This window comes from Streptomyces sp. CNZ287, assembly GCF_007827615.1.
Genome location: NZ_VISV01000001.1, coordinates 391,552 through 412,391, shown reverse-complemented (window position 1 = coordinate 412,391; position 20,840 = coordinate 391,552). Strand labels below are relative to the sequence as shown.

At 72.9% G+C, this 20,840-nt stretch carries 23 protein-coding genes; 16 read left to right on the top strand and 7 right to left on the bottom strand.

The features are described from left to right. Positions 1 to 21: 21 nt before the first annotated feature. Complete coding sequence (locus tag FB457_RS01825) at positions 22 to 1,350, bottom strand: alanine racemase (RefSeq protein WP_047017760.1); 1,329 nt, start codon at positions 1,348 to 1,350, stop codon at positions 22 to 24. 120 nt (positions 1,351 to 1,470) lie between these two features. Here FB457_RS01825 and FB457_RS01820 point away from each other — a divergent pair, with 120 nt between their 5' ends. Together FB457_RS01820 and FB457_RS01815 are read left to right on the top strand one after the other, a co-directional pair. Continuing rightward, complete coding sequence (locus FB457_RS01820) at positions 1,471 to 2,220, top strand: IclR family transcriptional regulator (RefSeq protein WP_047017761.1); 750 nt, start codon at positions 1,471 to 1,473, stop codon at positions 2,218 to 2,220. Continuing rightward, entirely contained in the window at positions 2,217 to 2,630 is a 414-nt protein-coding gene (locus FB457_RS01815) for a RidA family protein (RefSeq protein ID WP_018834583.1), read from the top strand. The genes FB457_RS01820 and FB457_RS01815 overlap by 4 nt, the downstream gene beginning before the upstream one ends. 25 nt (positions 2,631 to 2,655) lie before the next feature. On the opposite strand, the gene FB457_RS01810 is transcribed toward FB457_RS01815, so the two are convergent. Next, positions 2,656 to 3,630, bottom strand: coding sequence for a GlxA family transcriptional regulator (locus tag FB457_RS01810; RefSeq protein WP_047017762.1), 975 nt, complete (start codon positions 3,628 to 3,630; stop codon positions 2,656 to 2,658). 93 nt (positions 3,631 to 3,723) lie between these two features. On the opposite strand from FB457_RS01810, the gene FB457_RS01805 reads away from it, so the two are divergent. After that, positions 3,724 to 3,927 (top strand): hypothetical protein, encoded by a 204-nt coding sequence (locus FB457_RS01805; RefSeq protein WP_145780560.1) that lies wholly within the window; start codon positions 3,724 to 3,726, stop codon positions 3,925 to 3,927. 77 nt (positions 3,928 to 4,004) lie between these two features. On the opposite strand, the gene FB457_RS01800 is transcribed toward FB457_RS01805, so the two are convergent. Further along, a complete protein-coding gene (locus FB457_RS01800) occupies positions 4,005 to 5,351 on the bottom strand; it encodes a M14 family metallopeptidase (RefSeq protein WP_078898419.1) in 1,347 nt (448 codons plus the stop codon). Positions 5,352 to 5,560: 209 nt separating this feature from the next. Here FB457_RS01800 and FB457_RS01795 point away from each other — a divergent pair, with 209 nt between their 5' ends. Beyond that, entirely contained in the window at positions 5,561 to 6,850 is a 1,290-nt protein-coding gene (locus FB457_RS01795) for an Nramp family divalent metal transporter (RefSeq protein WP_047017765.1), read from the top strand. Between the two features lie 106 nt (positions 6,851 to 6,956). Here FB457_RS01795 and FB457_RS01790 read toward each other — a convergent pair whose 3' ends face one another. Then, positions 6,957 to 8,663, bottom strand: a complete 1,707-nt coding sequence (locus tag FB457_RS01790) for a chitinase (protein WP_047017766.1) — start codon at positions 8,661 to 8,663, stop codon at positions 6,957 to 6,959. 336 nt (positions 8,664 to 8,999) lie between these two features. Between FB457_RS01790 and FB457_RS01785 the strand changes: the two genes are divergently transcribed. The 7 genes from FB457_RS01785 (at position 9,000) to FB457_RS01755 (ending at position 16,288) form a co-directional block, all read left to right on the top strand. Beyond that, a complete protein-coding gene (locus FB457_RS01785; RefSeq protein WP_047020328.1) occupies positions 9,000 to 9,980 on the top strand; it encodes a hypothetical protein in 981 nt (326 codons plus the stop codon). Positions 9,981 to 9,990: 10 nt separating this feature from the next. After that, positions 9,991 to 10,704, top strand: coding sequence for a Flp pilus assembly protein CpaB (gene cpaB, locus FB457_RS01780; RefSeq protein WP_047017767.1), 714 nt, complete (start codon positions 9,991 to 9,993; stop codon positions 10,702 to 10,704). Between the two features lie 10 nt (positions 10,705 to 10,714). Further along, positions 10,715 to 12,475 (top strand): AAA family ATPase, encoded by a 1,761-nt coding sequence (locus FB457_RS01775; RefSeq protein ID WP_145780558.1) that lies wholly within the window; start codon positions 10,715 to 10,717, stop codon positions 12,473 to 12,475. Between the two features lie 233 nt (positions 12,476 to 12,708). After that, the gene (locus FB457_RS01770) at positions 12,709 to 13,101 is read left to right on the top strand and encodes a TadE/TadG family type IV pilus assembly protein (RefSeq protein WP_253911403.1); all 393 of its coding nucleotides are present in this window, start codon (positions 12,709 to 12,711) and stop codon (positions 13,099 to 13,101) included. A gap of 2 nt (positions 13,102 to 13,103) precedes the next feature. Next, entirely contained in the window at positions 13,104 to 14,438 is a 1,335-nt protein-coding gene (locus FB457_RS01765; protein ID WP_047017769.1) for a TadA family conjugal transfer-associated ATPase, read from the top strand. Further along, on the top strand, positions 14,438 to 15,373 hold the full coding sequence (locus FB457_RS01760) for a type II secretion system F family protein (protein WP_047017770.1): 936 nt from the start codon (positions 14,438 to 14,440) through the stop codon (positions 15,371 to 15,373). The genes FB457_RS01765 and FB457_RS01760 overlap by 1 nt, the downstream gene beginning before the upstream one ends. A gap of 15 nt (positions 15,374 to 15,388) precedes the next feature. Beyond that, on the top strand, positions 15,389 to 16,288 hold the full coding sequence (locus tag FB457_RS01755; protein ID WP_047017771.1) for a DUF5936 domain-containing protein: 900 nt from the start codon (positions 15,389 to 15,391) through the stop codon (positions 16,286 to 16,288). A 24-nt stretch (positions 16,289 to 16,312) separates the two neighbouring features. Here FB457_RS01755 and FB457_RS01750 read toward each other — a convergent pair whose 3' ends face one another. Then, positions 16,313 to 17,185, bottom strand: coding sequence for an LLM class flavin-dependent oxidoreductase (locus FB457_RS01750; protein WP_145780556.1), 873 nt, complete (start codon positions 17,183 to 17,185; stop codon positions 16,313 to 16,315). Positions 17,186 to 17,472: 287 nt separating this feature from the next. Between FB457_RS01750 and FB457_RS01745 the strand changes: the two genes are divergently transcribed. The 5 genes from FB457_RS01745 to FB457_RS01725 are packed head-to-tail and all read left to right on the top strand — an operon-like array spanning position 17,473 to position 20,138. Next, the gene (locus tag FB457_RS01745) at positions 17,473 to 17,679 is read left to right on the top strand and encodes a hypothetical protein (protein WP_047017773.1); all 207 of its coding nucleotides are present in this window, start codon (positions 17,473 to 17,475) and stop codon (positions 17,677 to 17,679) included. Beyond that, positions 17,676 to 18,356, top strand: a complete 681-nt coding sequence (locus FB457_RS01740) for a pilus assembly protein TadG-related protein (RefSeq protein WP_145780861.1) — start codon at positions 17,676 to 17,678, stop codon at positions 18,354 to 18,356. Before FB457_RS01745 ends, FB457_RS01740 begins: the two co-directional genes overlap by 4 nt. Before the next feature lie 19 nt (positions 18,357 to 18,375). Beyond that, positions 18,376 to 18,981, top strand: a complete 606-nt coding sequence (locus tag FB457_RS01735; protein WP_047017774.1) for a hypothetical protein — start codon at positions 18,376 to 18,378, stop codon at positions 18,979 to 18,981. Positions 18,982 to 18,994: 13 nt separating this feature from the next. Continuing rightward, the gene (locus FB457_RS01730; RefSeq protein ID WP_145780554.1) at positions 18,995 to 19,621 is read left to right on the top strand and encodes an OmpA family protein; all 627 of its coding nucleotides are present in this window, start codon (positions 18,995 to 18,997) and stop codon (positions 19,619 to 19,621) included. A 37-nt stretch (positions 19,622 to 19,658) separates the two neighbouring features. Continuing rightward, positions 19,659 to 20,138: a hypothetical protein gene (locus FB457_RS01725; protein ID WP_486588897.1), complete on the top strand. Its 480-nt coding sequence runs from the start codon at positions 19,659 to 19,661 to the stop codon at positions 20,136 to 20,138. A gap of 7 nt (positions 20,139 to 20,145) precedes the next feature. Here the strand turns inward: FB457_RS01725 and FB457_RS01720 are convergent, their stop codons facing one another. Both FB457_RS01720 and FB457_RS01715 read right to left on the bottom strand, forming a co-directional pair. Beyond that, positions 20,146 to 20,364, bottom strand: a complete 219-nt coding sequence (locus tag FB457_RS01720; RefSeq protein ID WP_107086152.1) for a DUF397 domain-containing protein — start codon at positions 20,362 to 20,364, stop codon at positions 20,146 to 20,148. Between the two features lie 127 nt (positions 20,365 to 20,491). Further along, positions 20,492 to 20,815: a hypothetical protein gene (locus tag FB457_RS01715; protein ID WP_047017776.1), complete on the bottom strand. Its 324-nt coding sequence runs from the start codon at positions 20,813 to 20,815 to the stop codon at positions 20,492 to 20,494. Positions 20,816 to 20,840 lie beyond the last annotated feature (25 nt).

The window sequence follows — 20,840 nt, the reverse complement described above, 5'->3', positions numbered from 1 at the left end:
TCTGCCGCTCCCCGGTGCCGCTCAGAAGAAGGTCCGTACGTACTCCGTGACCGTACCGTCCTCCTCCACCAGCGGGATGAGCTGCCACTTGTCGAAGATCGTGCACGGGTGCGACAACGCCAGCGCCACCCAGTCCCCGACCTCCGGCTCCACGCCGCCGGGAGCCACGTCCAGCCAGGCGTGCTGGTCCGAGAGCTTGCGTACGGTGATGCCGGTCGCGGCCCGTTCGGCGCCCGCCCCGCCGGCCGCGTCGAACCTGCGCACCGCCGCAGGCACCGGCAGGTCCAGGTCGTACGCGGCGTCCCGCTTCCCGGCGTTGACGAACGCCTGCCCCGGCTCCGGCCGCGAGACCACCTGCGTCCACAGCCGGAACGCCGGCGTCAGCGACCCCTCGCCCGGCACCCGGTTGAACGGCGTCACCCGGGTGTAGTGCCCGTCGTCATGGCTGATGTACGCGCCCGAGCGCAGCAGCTTGAGCACCGGACGCGACAGCTCCGGCGCCGCCGCGAAGCCGTCCGCGACGGCGTCGAACCACGCGCTGCCCCCGGCGCTCACCACGATCTCGTCGGTCTCCGCGAAGAGCCCCGCGGCGTCGAACTCCGCCGCGAGACCCAGCAGCCGTGCCATCCAGCCCCGTACCACCGCGGCGTCCGCCCCCGGCGCCTCCGCCTCGTACCCGGCGACCCCGACCAGCCGCAGCGTCCCCGCCCGCGCCGCCGCCTCGGCGACCGCGCGGCAGTCGGCCTCCGTACGCGCCCCGGTGCGCGCGCCGGGACCTGCGCCCAGCTCGACGGTGACCTCCACGGGCCGCGTCGCCCCGGCCGCCCGCAGCGCCGCGTCCATCAGCTCGACGCCGCGCACCGAGTCGACGTAGCAGACGAGCCGGAAGTCCGGGTCCGCGGCCAGCTCGGCGGCGAGCCAGCGCAGCGCGGCCGCGTCGACCAGTTCGTTGGCGAGGAAGACCCGCCGGACGCCGAAGGCCCGCGCCACCCGCGCCTGGTGGGGGACCGCGACCGTGATGCCCCAGGCGCCGTGGTCGAGCTGGCGGGCGAAGAGCTGGGGGGCCATCGTCGTCTTGCCGTGCGGCGCGAAGGCCAGCCCGTGCGCGGCGGAGAAGCGTTCGAGCGCGCCGAGGTTGTGCGCCAGCGCGGGCGCGGAGAGCGTGAGCACCGGGGTGGTGAAGCCGCCGGTGAAGAGCGAGCGGCGCTCGGCGGCCAGCTCGCCCACCGTGAGCCCGGCCGCGTCGGGCGGCAGGCCCTTGAAGCGGTGGTCGATACGTTCTTCCGCCAGCTCGGCGAGCGACGCCATGAAGCCCTCCAGCAGGTTGGTTGCGCACCGCGCAACGTGCATTGCGTATATCGACACCGCTGTCTAACATCCGGGCGAACGGCTGGTCAACGGCCGGCGGTACGCAGCCGGTGGTCGCAGCCGGCGGTACGGAGCTACGAGCCACGGCAGCGGGAGGTCGCGATGAGCCAGTCGGTCGGCCGCGCGCTCGCCATCCTGCCCATGCTCGCCGAAGGGCCCGCGGGCCTGGAACAGGTCGCCACCCGGCTCGGCGTGCACAAGACCACCGCCATGCGGCTGCTGCGCACCCTCCACGAACACGGCCTGGTCTACCGCCAGGACGACCAGCGCTACCGCCTCGGCGCCCGGCTCTTCGCCCTCGCCCAGGCGGCGGCCGAGAGCCTGGACGTCCGCGAGATCGCCCACCCGCACCTGGTGAAGCTCGGCGAGCAGACCGGGCATACCGTGCACCTCGCGGTCTACGAGGACCGCGAGGTGATGTACATCGACAAGGTCGACAGCCGCTACCCGGTGCGGATGTACTCGCGCATCGGCCGGCCCGTTGCGATCACCGTCGCGGCCGTGGCCAAGCTGCTCCTCGCCGACCTGCCGGACCCGGAGCGGCGCGCCGTCGCCGAGCGGCTCGAATACCCCATGTACACCCCCCGTTCGACGCCCGACGCGCAGGCCCTGCTCACCGAGCTGGCCGCGGTGCGCGAGCAGGGGTGGGCCACCGACTTCGGCGGCCACGAGGAGTCCATCAACTGCATCGGCGCCCCCATCCGCGGCGCCGACGGCCGTACCGTCGCCGCCTGCTCCCTGTCGGCGCCGAACGTCGTCGTCACCGCGGACGAGCTGATGACCCTCCTCCCGCAGCTCCGCCGCACGGCGGCAGCGATCAGTGACGACTACTCCGGAAGAGTGCCCGCATGAGCGACAAGGCCCAGAAGACCGACGTCACCCCCGCCACCCACGTACCGCCGCCGGCACGCTTCTCTGCGGGCGTGCGCAAGGGCAACATCCTCCAGGTCGCAGGACAGGTCGGCTTCCTGCCGGCCGAGGAGGGCAAGCCGCCGACCCCGGCGGGCCCGGACCTGCGGGCGCAGACCGAGCAGACGCTGTCCAACGTCAAGGCGGTGCTGGAGGAGGGCGGCGCGTCGTGGGAGGACGCGGTGATGATCCGCGTGTACCTCACCGACACCGCACACTTCGCCGAGTTCAACCAGATCTACGACGCCTACTTCGCGGAGCTGGAGCAGCCGCCGGCGGCGCGTACGACCGTCTACGTCGGGCTGCCCGCCGGGCTGCTCGTGGAGATCGACTGCCTGGCCGTCCTCGGCTGACCGGACGCCCACCGCTCCCCGGCCGTCAGCGCCCCGCGCCGACGGCCGGGCCGCGGAACGTCCGCCGGTAGGTGTTCGGCGTGGTGCCCAGCCGGCGCAGGAAGTGGTGGCGCAGCGTCGCCGCGTTGCCGAAGCCCGCGCGGGCGGCGATGGCGTCCACCGTGGCGTCGGTCTCCTCCAGCAACTGCTGCGCCAGCAGCAGCCGCTGGCCGAGCAGCCACTGGTACGGCGTCGTGCCCGTCTCCTGCTGGAAGCGGCGGGCGAACGTCCGCGGCGCCAGATGCGCCCGCGCCGCCAACTGCTCCACCGTGGCGTCCTCGTCCAGGTGCTCCTGCATCCAGGCCAGCACCCGGGCGATGGCGTCGTCGTCGCACGTGCCGCGCACCGGCCGGTCGATGTACTGCGCCTGGCCGCCGTCCCGGTGCGGCGGGACGACCATCCGGCGGGCGATCGCGTTGGCCACCTTGCTGCCCTGCTCCTCGCGGACGAGGGCGAGGCAGGCGTCGATGCCGGAGGCGGTGCCGGCGGAGGTGAGCACCGGGCCGTCGACGACGTAGAGGACGCCCGGCTCGACGAGCGCCCGCGGGTACTCGCGCTTGAGGCGGTCGGCGAACATCCAGTGCGTCGTGCAGCGGCGGCCGTCCAGCAGCCCCGCCTGGGCGAGCAGGAACCCGCCGGTGCACACGCTCAGCACCTTCGTGCCGCGCGCGACCGCCTCGCGCAGCGCGTGCAGCAGCTCGGGCGGGAAGTCGCGGTACGCGAACCCCTGGCCGGCCGGAATGGCGATCAGGTCGGCGCCGGCGAACTGCTCCAGGCCGTGCGCCACCTCGACGGGGAGGCCGGGGTGGACGGTGACGCGTCCCGGGCGCGGGGTGGCGAAGGAGAAGTCGTAGACCGGCAGGCCCTCCTCGCGGCGGTCCATGCCGAAGACCTCGCAGATGACGCCCAGCTCGAAGGCGTTGACCTCGTCGGTGAGCAGACACACCACTTTGGAGAGCATGCGGACAGTATGCCACCGGGTTGGCAGTAATTCGAAGCCCTATGGCAGAGCTGCCACTGTTTGTGTGTGCAAGGATCCGGGACCGTAGAGGACATGAACGCGATCCTCGACTACACCGTCGGCATCCTGGTCCTGCTCCTGATGGCCGCGATCCTCGCGGGTCCGGCCCTGTACTTCGACCGGCGCGAGCGCCTCACCGACCGCCGGCTCAAGGCCGCCGAGCGCGGCGCCGGCCCGGCGCCCGCCGGTAACGTCTCCGTACGGGACGCGCTCGCCCGCTACGGCCGCGCCGCCTGACCGCAAGCCCTCGCCCGCAAGCCCCGCACGTCAGCAAGGTACGGCGCGCCCCCGGTCCCGGGGGCGCGCCGCAGGCGTCAGCCGGTGCAGTACTGCGCCTCCTTGCCGATCGAGCGGTACATGCAGTCGGCGTTCTCCAGCAGTTGCAGCACCGCGTCCCGGTTGCGGCTCGTCTCCCGGTCGATGACCTCGTCGGGCGGGTAGAACCCGCCGCCGCTCGCCGAGCGCGGGTACATCTCGAACGTGTAGCTGAAGATCTTCTGCTCGCCCCAGAGGTAGTCGTTGACCGACCCGTCCGTGATGTAGAGGTCGCTCGACTGCTGCGGCGTGTAGCCGTTGCTCGCGGCCATCTTCTGGCCGACCGCCGCGAACGCGTCGCGGTCGTCCTGCGTCAGGCCGGGGCCCGTGTCGTTGTACGTGTACCCGTACGGCCACAGCACCAGCTCGCTGTACGTGTGGAAGTCGATCCCCGCCTTGATCTGCTGCTTGCCGCCCACCACCCGGCTGCGCGCGAAGTCGGCGACGACCTTGACCTCCTTGGCCGACTCGGCCGCGGTGCCGCGGTAGGTCTCGGAGGACGGGCTGCCGGAGGAGCCGCCGCAGCAGCCCCAGCGGTAGTTCCAGTTACGGTTCAGGTCCGTGCCGACCGCGCTGGAACCGGAGTTGGGCTGGCGGTTCTTGCGCCAGCTCCGGTACGAGCCGGTGGCGATGTCGTACTCGCCGCCGTCCGGGTTCAGGTCCGGCACGATCCAGATCTCGCGGCCGTTGACGACGTCGGTGATCCGCTGGTCGGTGCCGTAGCCGTCGGCGAACTCGCCCAGCAGGTACAGCGCCATCTCGACGGTCAGGTGCTCGCGGGCGTGCTGGTGGTGGGTGAAGAGGACCTCGGGCTCGTTCTCGTCGGTGCGCACGTTGTCGCTGACCTTGACGGCGACGATGTCGCGGCCCTCGTACGAGGTGCCGATGACCCGCTTGCTGATGAGGTCCGGTTTCGCGGCGATCAGCCGGTCGATCTCCGCGGTCATCTCCGCGTAGTTGTGGTAGCGCGAGTCGGCCGGCGGGAAGTCGAGCGTCGTGGGGGGCTTGTCCGCCAGCCGCGCGGGCGGTGCGGGGAGCTGTTCGAGCCGGTAGCCGAGTGCGCGGAGTTGCCGGGCCTGGGCGCCGTCGGCGGAGACGACCACGGAGTGGTCGCGTACCTCGTCGACGGACACGCCGGTGGCGGCGAGGCGGGTACGGGCCTCGCGGCCGGTCTGGCCGAGGACTTCGTACTGCCGGATCTGCTCACGTTCTTGCGCCTGGGAGGCGCCCGTCCCGCTGGCCCGCGCCGGCTGGGCGCCGGGTTCCGCACCGGCGGCGCTGAGGGCGCCGGCGGCGGTGAGGGCGAGCACCGCGGTCAGGGTCACCGACCGAATGCGTAGTCGCATGCCTGCTCCTGGATGTGGAGGTGTGGGGTGGTGCATGGCGACGTCGTGTCGTGTGGGGTGGTGGTGCGCGTCAATGGTTCTGAACCTGGCGTGGTCAGGTCAAGAGGCCCCCGGCCTTCCGCCGCGTACGCCCTCTTGTGCGCCTGTCCGCGGATCCCTTATCAATGCCGGAGATTTCGCAGGGGGGACGAGCTGCGAAGGAGCCGCTCATGGCTGACCGCACCGAGCCTGCGTCCGCACCGCCCGTGATGAGAAAGGCCAAGTGGCGCCACGTCGGGCCGGGGATCGTCGTCGCCGCGACCGGCGTCGGCGCCGGCGACCTGGTGGCCACGCTGCTCGCCGGCAGCAAGTTCGGCTACACCCTGCTCTGGGCCGCCGTCATAGGCTGCGTCGTCAAGATCGCCCTCGCCGAGGCCGTCGGCCGCTGGCATCTGGCCACCGGACGCACGCTGTTCGAGGGCTGGCGCACCCTCGGCGCCTGGACCTCCGTCTACTTCGCCATCTACGTGGTCATCTGGGGCTTCGTCTACGGTGCCACCGCCATGTCGTCCTCCGCGCTGCCGCTGGTCGCGCTCTTCCCGGACGGTCCCGAGCTGAAGGTCTGGGGCATCCTCACGGGCCTGGTCGGCCTGGTCTTCGTCTGGTTCAACCGCTACGCGGTCTTCGAGAAGGTCATGACCGTCCTCGTCGGCGTCATGTTCGTGGTCGTCGTGTACGTCGCGATCCGCGTCTCCCCGAACATCGGGGACGCCTCCGCGGGGCTCTGGCCCACGCTGCCCGACGACTCGCTGCTGTACACCCTCGGCCTGATCGGGGGCGTCGGCGGCACGATCACCATGGCCGCCTACGGCTACTGGGTCAACGCCAAGGGCTGGACGGACATCGGCTGGCTGAAGGTGATGCGGCTCGACAACCGGGTCGCGTACCTCACCACCGGAATCTTCGTCGTCGCGATGCTGCTCGTCGGCGCCGAGCTGCTGCACGCCACCCAGCTCACCCTGGAGTCGGGCGACAAGGGACTGGTCGACCTCGGCGACGTCCTCGAGGAGCGCTACGGCGCGGCCACCGCGAACCTCTTCCTCGTCGGCTTCTTCGCCACCTCGTTCACCTCGCTCGTCGGCGTCTGGCACGGCGTCAGCCTGCTCTTCGCGGACTTCGTGGAGAACGTGCGCGGCGCGGGCGGCGGTGACGGCAGCGCGCGGGAGGTCGCCGCGGGCAGCCGGGAGCGGTCGCTGCCGTTCCGGGCGTACCTGCTGTGGCTGACCTTCCCGCCGATGACGCTGCTCTGGCTCGACCAGCCGTTCGGCATCGTCATCACCTACGGCGTGCTCGGGGCGTTCTTCATGCCGTTCCTCGCGCTGACGCTGCTGTGGCTGCTCAACACCGACCGCACCCCGCGGCAGTGGCGCAACGGCCTGCTCAGCAACGCGCTGCTGACCGTCTCCGGGATGCTCTTCATCGTGCTGTGCGTGCAGCAGATCAGGGACCTGCCCTGGTAGCGGGGCGGATACGGGCCCGCCCGCCCGGGTTGCGCGGGCGGGCGGGCCGCGGGCCGCCGGCGCGGCCGGCAGGGCGGGAGGCGGCCGGCCGCGGACGGACGGCCGGTCAGGGCAGGGCGTGCACGTGCGGCCCCACGGCGCCGGACCAGGAGTTGCCCGCGGTGGCGTCCCAGTTGGTCGACCACGTCATCGCGCCGCGCAGGTCGGGGTACGTCCGCGGGGGCTTGAACGAGCCGCAGTTCGTGCCCCGGGTGAGGCAGTCCAGCGCGGCGTTGACGACGGACGGCGCGGTGTAGCCGCCGCCCGCGGCCCGGGTGGAGGCGGGCAGGCCGAGGCCGACCTGCGAGGGAGCGAGCCCGCCTTCGAGCTGGATGCAGGCCAGGGCGGTGAGGAAGTTGATCGTGCCCTGGGCGTACACGCCGCCGTCGCAGCCGAGCATCGTGCCGCTGTTGTAGTACTGCATGTTGACGACGGTGAGGATGTCCTTGATGTTCAGCGCCGTCTTGAAGTACTCGCCGGCGGTCGACTGCATGTCGATGGTCTGCGGCGCCATCGTGATGACGAGATCGGGGCCCGCCTTCTGCGACAGCGAGCGCAGCGCCTGCGTCATGTAGGTGGAGTTCAGCCCGTTCTCCAGGTCGATGTCGACCCCGTCGAAGCCGTACTCCGTCATCAGCGAGTACAGGCTGTTCGCGAAGTTCGCCGCCGCGGTGGAGGAGTTGACGGCGACCGTGCCCTTCTCGCCGCCGACCGAGATGATCACGGACTTGCCTGCCTGCTGCTTGGCGGCGATGTCCTGCTTGAACTCGGCGACGGTGTAGCCGCCGAGCCCGGCCGAGTCGAGGTTGAAGGTCACCGCGCCCGGCGCGGCGGTCGCGTCGGCGAAGGCGACCGCGATGATGTCGTACTGGCTGCTGACGTCGCGGATCTTCTGGACCGCCGCGCCGTTGTTGAAGTTCTGCCAGTAGCCCGTCACCGCGTGCTTCGGCACGCCGGGGCCGCCGCCGTCCGGGGTGGTGGTGCCCGTGGCGGCCGCGGACTTCGGGGACTCCCCGGCGGCGTTGGTCGCCGTCACCTGGAACCGGTACGCGGTCGAGGGCGTCAGCCCGGTGACGGTCGCGGAGGCGCCGCCGGTGCTGAGCACCTTCGTGCCGTCGCGGTAGACGTTGTAGCCGGTCGCGCCGGTGACGGGGGACCAGCCCAGCGAGACGGAGCGGGCGGCGGTGCCGGTGACCTGGAGGCCGGTGGGCGTGGCGGGGACGGTGCCCGGGTCGCCGCCGGGCCCGGTGAGGCTGACGTCGTCGGCGTGGTAGGCGGGCTGGCCGTACCAGCCGTGGGTGTAGACGGTCACCGACGTGGTGTTGGGCCCGGTGGTGAAGCTCGTCTTGAGCTGGGTGTACGAGGACGCCCCGGAGGTCCAGGCCGAGACGTCGGTGGTGCCGGTGCCGCCGGCGCCCAGGTAGATGTACGAGCCCTGTACCCACGCGCTCAGCTCGTACGCGGAGTTGGGCCGGACCGCGACGCTCTGCGTGCAGCGGGCGTTGTCCTGCCCCGCCGGGGTGGCACGGAGCGCCGCGGTGCCGGAGTGCACCGGACTGGCGACGGTGGTGCCGGCGGTGCCCGAGCAGGTCCAGCCGCTGAGGCCGGACTCGAAGCCGGGGTTCTGGACGAGGTTGGGCTCCGCGGACGCGGCGAGCGGGGCGCCGAGGAGCGTGGCGAGGAGGCCGCCGGCCGCGGCGACGGCGAGTCGGCGGAAGGAGCCTCTGGCGGTACGGGCGGTGCGGGGCGTGCGGGGTCTGCGTGCTCGGAACACGGGGGCCTCCGTAACGGGGGAGCGCGTGAGGAGCCGGACTGTGCGGGGTAGCGGGTGGGCCTGGGGCGTACGGATCAGGGATGGTGCGGATCGGTGCAGGGTGCGCCGCACAACTTGGTCCAGACCAATACGGGTGTCAAGTCTTCCCGTACGGGAGCCGCACCCCGAACGGCGCCGTCCGGCCCGCCCCCCGCCCGGCCGCCGTGCACCCAACCCTCTTTGCATAAAAGGTGTTTCCGCAGCCCACGTCCCGGTTATGGTGCTCAGAGCGTGTCTGAGACCGGTGGGGGGACGCCCGACGTGCCAACAGCCATCGCAGTCACCGGCCCCGACCTCGTGCTCCCTGCCCCCGGCCGGCACGGGCCCCTCGGCCGGCAGGGCCCGCCCGGCCTCCCGGGACCCACGGTGACGGCGCTGCGCCACCCGCGGGAGCAGCCCCTGGAGGAGGCGCTGGCGGAGGTGTCCGCCGTGCTGGAGCAGCACGGCTTCCTCGTCGTGCTCCATCCCGCCGCCACCTCCGCCGAGGTGGTCCGCCGGCTGCACACCGTGCGGTCCGTGCTGGAGAGCGACCGGATGGCGCTGGTCCCGCTGCCGTTACCGCCGCTGGCCGTCGCCGTCATCGCCCGCCAGTTGCTCCAGTTGTCCACCGCCGACCTCGGCGCCGGAGTGCTCGCCACCGCCGCCCGGCTGCTCACGCACTACATCCACGCGGGCGCCGTGCTCGGCAGCGTCGCCAAGCTCGACCGGGTGCCGGTGACCCTCGGCGCGCACGCCCGCTCCTGGGTGCCCGGCGCGCAGTTCGCCGTCCTCGCCGCGCCCCACCCTCAGTTGGTACGGATCGGCCGCGACCCCGTGCCGCCGGGGCCCGACTTCGCCACCGGGCTCGTGCACGCCTCCGGGCGCGCCGACGCGGCCTGGGTCACCGGCGAACTCGCCGCCGGCTGGCGGGTGCAGGGGATGGAGATGGCGCCGCTGCCCGCGGCCTCGGCGCCCTGGTGGGCGACGGACAAGGTGTGCGAGTTCGCCGCCGGCATCACCGACCCGCTGGTGCTGAGCCGGCTCGTCGCCTCGGTGCAGCGGGCCCGCTGCTCGTGGTGCGGCCTGGAGATCATCGGCGACCGGTGCCTGCTGTGCGCCACCCCGGTGCCCCCGGGGCCCGCCGCCCCCTCGCCCCCGCTGCCGCAGGCGGTGCCGGCGCCCGTACCGCACCAGGGCGCGCCCCCGCCCGTCGCGCAGCCGCCGCCGCAGTCCGTACCGCCGTACCACCAGCCCGCCGTCGGCGCGGCCCCACCGTCACCCCCCGAGATCAACCGTTGAGGTCCCGTCGATGAACTCACGCCAGCGTCGCGGCATCATCCTCGTCCTGCTGTCGGTCCTCGTCGCACTCGGCGCCTTCGCCGGCGTGCTGGCGTTCGTCAGCGACGTGGAGTCCAAGGTCGGCGACGAGGCCACCGCGTACCGGCTCACCACCGACGTCGAGGCGTACGAGCCGCTGGAGCCCGACCAGTACGAGAAGACGACCATGCCGAAGCGCTGGCTGCCCGACACCGCGGTCACCGACCCGGACGAGCTGGCCGGGAAGGTCGCGCTCACGCCGCTGAAGCAGGGCTCCCTGCTGCAGAGCGACATGGTCAGCGGGCGCCCGGACCTGGAGCCGGGACAGCAGGAGATCGCCATCATGATCGACGCCTCCACCGGCGTCGCCGGGAAGATCACGCCGGGCGCGCGGGTCAACATCTTCGCCACCTTCGACGCCCAGGGCGACGGCGACAAGCCCGTCTCCCAGGTGATCGTCGCGGGCGCCCGGGTCATCGACGTCGGCGAGCTGACGCCGATCGAGCGCACCGGCGACGACGACCCGCGGGCCGACGAGGGCGAGGCCGTGCCGATCACCTTCGCCCTCGGCACCTCCGACGCGCAGCGCGTGGCGTACGCGGAGTCCTTCGCCACCCACGTGCGCCTCGCGCTGGTCGCCCCCGGCGAGGAGGACACCGACATCGCCCCCGAGGACCGCACGTACACCCTCGACGAGGACCGGTGAGGGGCCGCACATGACCGTACGCATCCAGCCCGTCATCGCCGACCCCGACGCGGCGCGCGCCACCGTCTCGCTGCTCCACCAACTGCCCGACGCCGAGGCCGCCGCGCCGATCGGCGACTCCGTCGCGCTGCTCGACCACCTCGCGACGCTCGCCGGCACGGGCGTGGCGGAACTGCCCGAGGTCGTGCTCGTGCACGAGCGGATCGGTCCCGTGCCCGCGCTGGAGCTGATCCGCGACGTCGCGCTGCGCTTCCCCGCCGTGGGCACCGTCCTCGTCACCTCCGACACCTCGCCCGCCGGCTACTCCGCCGCCATGGACGCCGGCGCCCGCGGCGTCGTCGGGCAGCCGCTTGCGTACGAGGAACTGGCCGCCCGGGTGCAGGCCGCCGCGCAGTGGAGCGGCGGCGTCCGGCGGCACCTCGGCGCCGCGACGGGGCCCGAGGCGTTCGGCGGTCCCGGCGGCACGCTCGTCACCGTCAGCGGCGCGAAGGGCGGCGTCGGCACCACCGTCGCGGCGGTGCAGCTCGCGCTCGCCGCGCGGGCCGCCGGGCGGCAGGTGGCGCTCGCCGACCTCGACCTGCAGTCCGGCGACATCGCCTCGTACCTCGACGTGCAGTTCCGCCGCTCGGTCGCGGACCTCGCGGGCATCAAGGACATCTCGCCGCGGGTGCTCCAGGACGCCGTCTTCACCCACCACACCGGCCTCGGCCTGCTGCTGGCCCCCTCCGAGGGCGAGCGCGGCGAGGACGTCGACGACCGCGCGGCGCGGCAGACGCTGAGCGCGCTGCGGTCGCGGTACGAGGTCGTGGTGCTCGACTGCGGCAGCCAGGTGACCACGCCCAATGCCGCCGCCGTCGAACTCGCCGACGTCGCACTGCTCGTGACGACGCCGGACGTGATCTCCGTACGCGGCGCGAAGCGCATGCTGCGGCTGTGGGACCGGCTGCAGATTCGCAAGGCGGAGGACACCGTCGTGCTGGTCAACCGGCTCACCCGGAACACCGAGATCCAGCCGTCGATCATCGCGCGGGCCACCGGGACGACGGTGGCGCGGACTGCGGTGCCGGCGGCGTTCAAGGAGCTGCAGCCGCTGGTGGACGCCGGGCGGTTGCAGGACCTGGAGCAGAAGTCGACCGTGCGGCAGGCGCTGTGGGCGGTGGCGGGGGAGCTGGGGCTGACGGTGGTGCCGGACCAGGCGGGCCCGGGTGCGGCCGGCGGTCCCGGCGGACCGGGGGCGCACGGGGGCGGCGGGCAGCGGGCGCTGGGCGCGGGCGCCGGTCCCGGCGCCGTCGCCGCCGGCGGCCGCGGCACGGGCTCCGCGCCTCAGGTCGCACCGACCGGCGCGAAGGCGGCGCTGCCGCCCGGCGCCCCGGGGGCGGCAGGGCCCGGCGCCGCGCCGGGGCCCGCGGCAGGGCGCGGGGGGCGCCGCTGGGGGGACCGCGGCCAGGTGTCGGTGGAGTTCGCCGGCATGCTGCCCCTGATCGCGCTGGTCCTCGTCGTCGTCTGGCAGTTCGTCCTCGTCGGCTACACCTACTCGCTCGCCGGCAACGCCGCCGACATGGCCGCCCGCGCCGCCGCCGTCGGCGACGACCCGGCCGCCGCGGCGGCGGAGGACCTGCCGGACGCCTGGGACGCCTCGGTGTCGGTCGGCTCGTCGAACGGCGTCACCACCGCCAGGGTCGACCTGAAGGTGCCGGTCCTCTTCCCCGGCGGGCTGGACTTCCCGTTCACGGTCAGCGGCACCGCGGGCGCGACGGACGAGGGAGGCTGAGGGTGGCGAGCGGATCGCGTACGAAACGGCTCCGCACCGGGCGCGCGGCGCCGGGGCCGGCCGGGGACCGGAAGCCGCCCGCGGGGTGCCGCCGGAGGGCCGGCGGGTCACCGACCCGGCCCGGTGCGCAGGCCGGGCGCCGCGCACTGCCGGCGGAGGACTCGTCGGCCGTGCCGTTCCGGCGTAGGGGCCGCCGGTTGCGGGCCCGGGCCGCTGCCGGGGCGGAGCACCGCGTGCCGCCTGCGGACGACGTGCCGGGCTCGCCGGCCCGGCGAGGGCACCGCGACCGGGGGTCCGTGGCGATCGAGTACATCGGCTTCCTGCCGGTGCTCATCTTCATCGCGCTCGCCGCCGTGCAGTTGGGCATCGCCGCCTACACCGCCTCCCAGGCCGGCACCGCCGCCCGGGCCGCGGCGCGGATGGAGTCCCTGGACGACCCGCCGTCCTCCGCCGCGGCCGCCGGCGCCGCGGCGATCAGCGACTGGCTGGACGCCGGCTTCTCGGTCTCCTCGGGCGACGGCGAGGTCACCGTCACCGCCAGCGTCGAGATCCCGTCCCTCATCCCCGGCGTCGACAACTTCGGCTCGGTGGAGCGCAGCTCCACCATGCCGCGGGGGAAGGACTGACGATGAGCCTGCGGGCCCGTATCACCACCCCCGACCACAGCACGGAAGGCCACGGCGAGACCCTCGTCCCCGCCTACCGCGCCAAGCTGCTGGAGGAGATCGACCTCGCCGAGATGTCGGCGCTGTCGCCCGCCGAGCGGCGCGCCCGGCTGGAGCGGGTACTCGGCCACATCCTCAGCCGCGAGGGCCCCGTGCTCTCCACGGCCGAGCGCTCGCAGCTCATCCGCCGCGTCGTGGACGAGGCGCTGGGGCTCGGCATCCTGGAGCCGCTGCTGGAGGACCCGAGCGTCACCGAGATCATGGTCAACGGCCCCGACCGGATCTACGTCGAGCGCGCCGGCCGGGTCGAGCAACTGCCGCTGCGCTTCGCCTCCGACGACCAGCTCATGCAGACCATCGAACGCATCGTCTCCACCGTCAACCGCCGCGTGGACGAGTCGACCCCCATGGTCGACGCCCGGCTGCCCACCGGCGAGCGGGTCAACGTCATCATCCCGCCGCTGTCGCTGACCGGGCCCACCCTGACGATCCGCCGCTTCCCGCGCTCGTACACCCTCGCCGAACTCATCGGCCTCGGCACCCTCGACGAGCACATGCTGCTGCTCCTCTCCGGCCTGGTCCGGGCGAAGTTCAACATCATCGTCTCCGGCGCCACCGGCGCCGGGAAGACCACCCTGCTGAACTCGCTCTCCGGGCTCATCCCCGAGCACGAGCGGATCATCACGGTCGAGGACGCCGCCGAGCTGCAGTTGCAGCAGTCGCACGTCATCCGGCTCGAATCCCGCCCGCCGAACGTCGAGGGCAAGGGCCGGATCACCATCCGCGACCTCGTCCGCAACTCGCTGCGCATGCGCCCCGACCGCATCATCGTCGGCGAGGTGCGCGGCGGCGAGACGCTGGACATGCTGCAGGCCATGTCCACGGGCCACGACGGCTCGCTGGCCACCGTGCACGCCAACTCCGCCGAGGACGCCCTGATGCGGCTGCAGACGCTGGCGTCGATGTCGGACGTCGAGGTGCCCTTCGAGGCGCTGCGCGACCAGATCAACTCGGCCGTCGACGTGATCGTGCAGCTCGCGCGGCACACCGACGGCACCCGCAAGATCGACGAGATCGTGATGCTGTCGTCCCGCGGCCGGGAGGTCTACCAACTGGTGTCCGTCTGCCGTTTCCGCGCCCTGCCGATCAGCTCGGACCGGATCGTCCGGGGCCGGTTCGAGTTCTCGCCGCTGCCGCGACGCACCGGCGACCGCCTCTTCTACGCAGGCGAGCCGGTACCGCCGGCCTTCGGGGTGGCGCCCTCGGAGCGGCACCTGCAGACGCGGGAGGCGCGGTGATGGACCGCCAGCAGTTGTTCGCACTCGTCGTCGGCCTGTCGCTGCTCGCCGGCGCGCTCGCCGTGTGCGGCGTCGCCGTCTACGCCGCGGGCCGCGCCCGCCGCGCCGAGCTGCTCGACCGGCTCGCCGACGCCGGCGACCGGCGGTCCCGGCGCCGCTTCGCGGAGGTCGACCGGCGGGTGCGGCCGACGCGCATCGGCCGCTATCTGGAGCGGCGCATCGCGACGACCGGGCTGGACGTCACACCGGGCGAGTTCACGGTGTACGTGCTGGCCGGCGTCGCCGTGCTGTGGCTGCTCGCCGACGCGCTGTTCGCCGCGTTCTTCGGCCCGATCGCCGGGCTCATCGGGGTGTGGTGCGCGCACGCCTGCCTCAACTGGCAGCGGCAGAAGCGCATCGAGGCGTTCATCAACCAGCTCCCCGACCTCTCCCGCATCCTCGCCAACGCCACCCAGGCCGGCCTCGCCCTGCGCACCGCGCTCGGCCTCGCCGCCGAGGAGCTGGAGGCGCCGGCCGGCGAGGAGCTGACCAAGGTCACCGACCAGCTCGCCGTGGGCGTACCGCTCGACGACGCCCTCGGCGACCTCGCCGAGCGGCTGCCGTCGCGCGAGCTGTCCGTGCTCGTCTCCACGCTGGTGCTCTCCAACAAGGCCGGCGGCCAGGTCGTCGGCTCGCTGCGGAACCTCACCGGCACCCTCAACGACCGCAAGGAGACCCGCCGCGAGGTGCGCACCCAGCTCTCGCAGGTCACCCTCACCGCGTACACCGTGCCCGTCATGGGCGTGGGCACCCTGCTCCTGACCGACCAGGTGATGCCGGGATCCATCGAGCGCATGGGCTCCTCGCCGCTCGGCCAGGGCGCGGTGCTGACGGCGGTCGGGCTGTACGCGCTGGCCATTCTGCTCATCCGCCGGCTCGCGAAGATCGACGTCTGAGGGGCCGGGACTCACATGGCATACGGAACCCTCGGCCTGCTCCTCGCCGCCGCCGCCGGCCTCGCCGTCTTCGGCGTCCTCAGCGGCATCCGCGTCTACCGCGCCGAGGTCAAGCTCCCCAGCGACCTCCAGGTGGCCCTGGAGGTCGGCGCCACCCGCACCACCGTCGTCGGCTCGCTCGTCGACCGGCTCGGGATGCGGTTCGCGCCGCTGGTGCTGAAGCTGATGGGCCGGCGGGCGGTGGAGAACAAGCGCCGCAAGATAGACCGCGCGGGCAACCCCGGCGGCCTGACGATCGACCGCTACGCCGCTCGCCGCGCCGTCTACGCCGCCATCGGCTACGGCGGCGCGCTCACCCTGCTCTCCTCCGGCCAGTGGGTCGGCGCGCTGGTGCTGGCGGCCTTCGGCTACGGCTGGGCGGAGGTCGGCATCTGGGCGGCCGTGCGCAAGCGGCGCGACGTCATCGAACGCACGCTGCCCGACTTCCTCGACGTCCTGGCCGTGGTGGTGAGCGCGGGGCTCGGCTTCCGGCAGGCGCTGGACCGGGTGAGCGAGCGCTACTCGGGCCCCTGGGCCGACGAACTGCGCATCACCCTGCGCCAGATGGACATGGGCGTCTCCCGCCGGCAGGCGTTCGAGGAACTGCGCCGCCGCAACGACTCCGAGCAGGTCGCCCAGTTCGTCACCGCGCTCCAGCAGGGCGAGGACCTGGGCGCGCCGATCGTCGAGACGCTCATACAGATCGCCACGGACCAGCGGCGCACGGATGCCCAGAACGCTCGCCGGCGCGCGTCCCGGGCGATCCCGAAGGCGACGCTGCTGATCACCAGCCTGATGGTGCCGGCGACGATCATCCTGCTGGTGACGGCGGTGTACCTGGGCTCCGGCTCGGAGTTCGGCGTGCTGACGGAGTAGCGGATGGAGCCCTTCGCGGAGGCGCTACGACACCAGCGGGCGCACCTCCTCGGCCACCCACCGGACGAAGGCCACCGGATCCGGCTCGTCGGCGGTCGGCTGCAGCACCACCGTCGTCGCCCCGGCCGCCGCCCAGCGGTCCACGGCGGCCGCGACGGCGGCGGCGTCCCCGGCGACGTGGGCCTCCGCGGCGGGGTCCCAGCCCATCCGGCGGGCGTCCTCGGCGAGCCGGCGCTCGGCGCCGGGCCCGGTGGCGACGAGGATCGAGGCGACGAGCGGATGCTCCCCGCCCCGCCCGGCGGCCTCGCGCCCGGCCCGTACCGTCTCGGCGGCCTCCTGCACCACCTCGGGCGAGGCACCCCCGGCGAGGATCGTCCCGTCGGCCGACTCCCCGGTGAGCCGCAGGGTCTTGGGCCCCGTACCCCCGGAGAAGACCGGCGGTGCCGCGGCCGGCAGCCAGGCCAGCTCGACGCCGTCGAGCGTGACGTACCGCCCGTCGACGGTGACCTTCTCCCCGGCGAGCAGCGCGCGCAGCGCGGTCAGATGCTCGCGCAGCAACGTCAGCGGCGACGCGGCCCGCGCCCCCACCTGCCCCATCCACGACTGCACCCCGTGCCCCACCCCGAGCGTCACCCGCCCGGGGAAGAGCCGGTGCAGGGTGGCGGCCTCCATGGCGACCAGCGCGACGTTCCGCAGCGGCACGGGCAGGATCCCGATGGCGACGTGCACCCGCTCGGTCCAGGCGAGCACGGCGGCGGCGGTGGCGACCCCGCTCTCGTAGAAGCAGTCCTCCCACACCCACAACTCGTCGATCCCGGACTCGTCGGCGGCGCGCGCCACGGCGCGAAGCTGCTCGGGAGGGAACTGGGGGATGAACACGGTGGCAAGTCTCGTCATGCGGCGACGGTACCCGGGACGACCGACACCACCCGGGAGGCAGACATCCCGGGGTATTCCCCGCCGACCTCTCGCATGCGCGAGGGGGGTGTGGGACAGTCGGCAAGCGTCCGGTTACGCTGCGCACGTGGACGCGCCGCGGCGCGGGCCGCCGCAGGTGTAAGGCGGGCGGCGAGGGGGAGGACGGAAAATGGCCGTTCCTGACGCCAAGTCCGCTGTTACAGACCACAATTGGCTTGACGGACCGACGGCAACGGCCGCGTTGTCCGACTCCGGAGGTAGACCGCATGTGGAAACCCAACGACGTGCTGCTGAGGTCCCTGGCCGCCACCCAGCGGCTGCACCACGGCCGCAAGCGCGATCGGGGGCAGACAGCGGTGGAGTACCTGGGGATCATCGCGGTGGCCGTGGTGATCGTGCTGGTGCTGATCCAGTCGGGGCTGGGGGAGTTGATCCTCGGCAAGATCCAGGACCAGATCGGAAAGATCGGCTGAGGGATGACTCAGGTCAGGCGTTCCCGCTCTATATCGCCGGGATTGCGGGCCTGCTGTTCCTCGCCGTCGCGTACTTCGCCGTCGGCCAGGCCGCCGCGAACCGCAACGATGCTCAGGGGGCGGCCGACGCCGCCGCGCTGGCCGCCGCCCACGACGCGCGCGAGCAGTTGTCGGAAGGGTTGCTGGACACGCTCCTCGACCCGGACTCGTGGGACGACCTCCTCGGAGGCGAGGGCTTCGAGTACGGGTCCGCCTGCGCCGCGGCGCAGGATTTCGCCGCCAAGAACGACGCGGACACGACTGCGTGCGACCGTGTTTATGACCCGGACGACGGCTTCACCGTGACCGTACGCAACCGGGAGGCAGTGGGTGACACGCTCGTGCCGGGAACGGAGAGCAAACGCTCCGAGGCCACCGCCACGGCGGTCCTCGAATCCCGCTGCGACGTGCAGGAGCCCAACGGCTCCGGGGGAGAGGACGACGGCCGGGACCAGGACGACGGCGGGCGCGGCGAAGGCGACGGCGACGGCGGTCGCGACGACGAAGATGAGGACGAGGACCGCGACAAGCCGCCGCTCGAACTCGACTGCGAGGGCGGCGACTGGTCCCTCGACCCGGACGACATCGACCTCCTTCCCGACCCCGACGACCTGTTCTCCGTACGTCTCGTCGACTGAACTGCGAAGGAAGCTGGCAATGAGCATGAGGGGCACGAGCAGGGCGCGCAGGGCAGCCGCCACCGTGGCGCTGGCCGCGGCCCTGGCGCTCACCGCCGCGGGCTGCGGCAGCGGCGGCGATGACGTCGACGGCGGCGCGAAGTCGTCCGACACCTCCGAGACGTCCGGCGGCGGCGACTCCGACGCCAAGGGTGAAGGGCAGCAGGACGCCGGCGACGAGGAGGTTCCGTCGGAGCCGATCGCCGAAGTGAAGAACAAAGAAGGCATCGTCCTTCGCATACTGGAGCTGAAGCGCGACGGCGGCGGGTTCGTCACGCTCAACGGCGAGTTGGAGAACACCGGCACCGAGGACTTCCTGCACATCCAGGACTGGTCCGGCCGGGAGCAGGGGGCGGACAAGTCGTCCCTCATGGGTGCCACGTTCGTGGACTCGGAGGGCAAGAAGCGCTACTACGCGCTGCGGGACACCGAGATGCGCTGCTTGTGCACCTCGGGTATCGCGAGCCTCGACGCCGGCGAGACGCTGACCGTCTACATACAGTTCCCCGCCCCGCCCGACGAGACCACCGAGGTCGAGTTCCAGCTCCCCACGTTCCCCCCGTCCAACCTAGAGATCTCCGAATGAGGTGAGCACCGCGATGCCCTCCCGTGCAGGCGTAGCGCTCGCGCTCGCCTCCTTTCTCGCCGCCACCCCCGGTGTCGCGCACGCGCTCCCCGTGCAGGACGACGTTCCCGTCCCCTCCTCCCCGCCCGGGACCAGCACCTCCGCGCCGCCGCCCGTCGAGACCGACGTCACCGACCCCGATCTCCGGCTGGAGGAGGGTGCCACCCTCGACGAGCCCAAGGTGCTGGACATCGTCTCCGTCGTCGAGACCCAGGGCGGCGAGGAGCGGCGGTCTGACTCCAACTCGACCATCACCATCGCGCTGCAGGCCGAAGTCCTCTTCCCCAAGGACAGCGCCAAGCTCACCGGCCAGGCGCGGTCCCGGATCGCCGCCATCGCCGACGAGATCGAGCAGAACAGCCCGGACACCGTCCGCGTCTTCGGCTTCACCGACGACCTCGGGTCGTACGCGCACGGCGTCACGCTCTCCAAGAACCGCGCCAACGCCGTGCACCAGGAGCTGACCAACACCCTCCAGGCCGCCGACATCACCTACGTCGTCCGCGGCTACAGCGAGGACTACCCCATCGCCGACAACGCCACCGAGGAAGGCCGGAAGCAGAACCGGCGGGTCGAGGTGAGTTTCCCCCGGGGGCAGTGACCCGGATGTCCGTCGTGCCCGGTATGCTCGCGTCGGCGTGTCGGGAGGGGGCGAGGACCGCGTGACCTTCGTGGGGCGGGTGCTGCGGGTTGCCGCCGCCGTGGCCGGTGCCGCGGTGGTGCTGGGCGGCGTGCTGTGGCTCGCCGACGACGTGTTGCGGGGGCTGCCCGCCGACTCCGCCCAACTGCGCCCCGCCGCCGGCCGGTCGGCCGGCGCGTCGGCCTACGCCCCCGCCGAGTACGCCGAGCACGTCACCGGAGTCGAGACCGAGTGGGAGGGTGACACCGCGGTGCGGACCGTCATCTCCACCGACCTCGCCGACGACGCCGCCGGCCGCCGCATCGCCGTCGGCATCAAGGTGGCGCACATGCAGCAACTCCTCGCCGACTGCGTCGAGAAGCTGCCCGTCGTCGTCGTCAACGACCGCGAAGGCGACGAGATCCGCCACCGGGACGTCCTCAGCTTCTCCCGGGAGCGCGGCGACGACTGCCCGGCACGGGCGCCCAGGACCTCCTGAGCCCCGCTCAGAACCTGCGCACCGTCCCCGGCGTGCGGGTCGCGTACACCGTGAACGCCGCCCACGCCTCCGGCGTGAAGGTGAGCACCGGACCGTCCGGCGTCTTGGAGTCCCGTACGTGCACCACCCCGGCCCCGGCGGCGACCTCCACGCACTTGGCCCCGGCCCCGCGGCTGTAGCTGCTTCTCCGCCATTCCAGGTCATCAGGGCCGTGCTCGGTGCTCATCGGTCTCCCCGCCGTATGTCACGTACCGCGCGCCGGAACACGACGCGCCCAAGGCCGCCCAATGCGGGCACAAACCTCGAAACGAATGACGACACGGAACGGCACTTAGTTCCCGAAGAGCCCGTTGTTACCGTTTCTTCCGCGCGTTCCCGGCCAGCGGCCCGCGGCAGCACGCGGTGCCGTCCGGGCCGCGGCGGACGAGGAGTCCGCCAGCCGGGTCGGGCACGGCGTCCAGCGCCGCCCGTACGCCCGGCAGCCGGCGCCACGCCTCCCCGTCGCTCTCCTCGCGGAACGCTATCTCGAAGACGATCCCGTCGGAGTGGACGTGCCACTCCCAGGCCGAGGCCCGGTTGCTGATCGCCGACTCGACGAGCGCGTACTCGTACGCGTCCTTCCACCGCAGTGCGGAGGAGTGCGCGTCGAGCACCTCGATGGACCACCAGTCGCCCATGGCTGCTTCCTTCGGCTTCCCGCCG